Source organism: Bacillus sp. 05T31 (genome assembly GCF_056396725.1).
On sequence record NZ_JBFTMA010001135.1, the window covers coordinates 1 to 835 of the forward strand.

Annotated in this window: 2 protein-coding genes; one reads left to right on the top strand and one right to left on the bottom strand. The window is 32.4% G+C overall.

The annotated features are described in order from the left end of the window. Nucleotides 1-379: DUF3980 domain-containing protein (locus AC1DJR_RS31910; protein WP_477004456.1), on the bottom strand; the 379-nt coding region annotated here is incomplete at its 3' end. A gap of 96 nt (nt 380-475) precedes the next feature. On the opposite strand from AC1DJR_RS31910, the gene AC1DJR_RS31915 reads away from it, so the two are divergent. Beyond that, the coding region (locus AC1DJR_RS31915; protein ID WP_477004457.1) for an NUDIX domain-containing protein at nt 476-835 on the top strand (360 nt) is incomplete at its 3' end.

Below are 835 nucleotides of genomic sequence, written 5' to 3' on the forward strand. Positions count from 1 at the left end.
CTGTTTCTACTAATAGGATGAATACCCAAATACCGCAAAATACAAGTACAGACTGGAATATGGATCCAATAATAATAACACCAACTGCACCTGATCCTGATCCTGAAATTGATACTTCCCCAAATCCTGGATCATGTATAAGCGATCCAGCAGAAAAAGCCATTAAAATTGATCCTATTAAATAAATAACACTCATTATTTTTAATATTTTTATAGAAAGATACGAAGTTTGTTCTTCTTCCACTTGTGATAATTCGATTTCCCCACTCGCAATTCCTTTTTGAAGACAATCCTCACACAAAAATTCTTCATTTATTTTTTTACCACCATGTATTGTACCTGTTATTTCTTTACACCTTGAACACTTTCGATTTATCATGTTGATATCACTCCACCCCTATAAGATTATACTTATATAATTCTACATTTACCTTAATATCCCTTTTATGTATTTTATAGAGAAAGGTCATATTTTATGATTTCAAAACTTACATTTGGTTATAAAGAGCTTACTGTTCAGTATGTATTAAGGCCWAGTTGTTATKCGATTATTTTTCATTCATCTTCTTCAAAGATTGCTGTTATCCAAAAAGGAGACCGTTACTTTTTACCTGGTGGCGGTATGGAAGGTAATGAAACAAAAGAAGAATGTTTGCATCGTGAATTACTCGAGGAATTAGGATGGACAATTGAAATCGAACAGTATATCGGTAATGCAGCACGCTATTTTTATGCGAAAAAGGAAGATACATATTATTTAAACGATGGGTTCTTTTACATTACGAGCATGGTAAACAAGCAAACTGAAACATCTGAAGAAGATCATGTTTTACAG